General features: G+C 62.6%; 1 protein-coding gene. It reads right to left on the bottom strand.

Annotation, left to right across the window (positions count from 1 at the left end; translation table 11 throughout):
- A partial coding sequence (locus ER639_RS11965; protein WP_129065974.1) for a PRTRC system protein F occupies nucleotides 1-438 on the bottom strand: 438 nt, incomplete at both ends.

Raw genomic sequence — 438 nt, 5'->3', positions numbered from 1 at the left:
TCCCACCACCACCTGGCGAACATCTCCAGGAAGTAACTCGGTGTGCGCAAGAAGAGCGAGTTGCAGGACGCTTCGTTGATCAGCGCCATCACAGAGCACAAGAGCCCGGGGTGGGCGCGCTGCAGTGGGTGCATCCGTGCGCCAATCTCGAAGATCTGCTCATGAGGCAACTCGATCGCCAAGTACAACGGCGCCGAGAGGTCCGTCTCCCATCCAAACTGCTCGACCTGATCGCGTGCTGCCGCCTGGTCGAGCAAAGCGAACCCAAACAGAAGCCGCTTGCACGTCGGTGTGCGTCGCCGCAGCCACGCGAACATCGCCTCTGCGAACATGTCACCAGCATTGCCGCTGGAGCGAGCGTCGCGCGGCGAGAGCGGACCAGCCTCGAAATGCGCCCGTATCAGACCGGTAAGGTCTCCCTCGTCGGTATGCCGAAGG

The sequence above is a fragment of the Macrococcus sp. DPC7161 genome (assembly GCF_004117835.1).
In the GTDB taxonomy this organism is placed as follows: Bacteria; Bacillota; Bacilli; order Staphylococcales; family Staphylococcaceae; genus SDSC01.
Note: the sequence above shows the minus strand (reverse complement) of the source record. Positions and strands in the feature narration are given on the sequence as shown.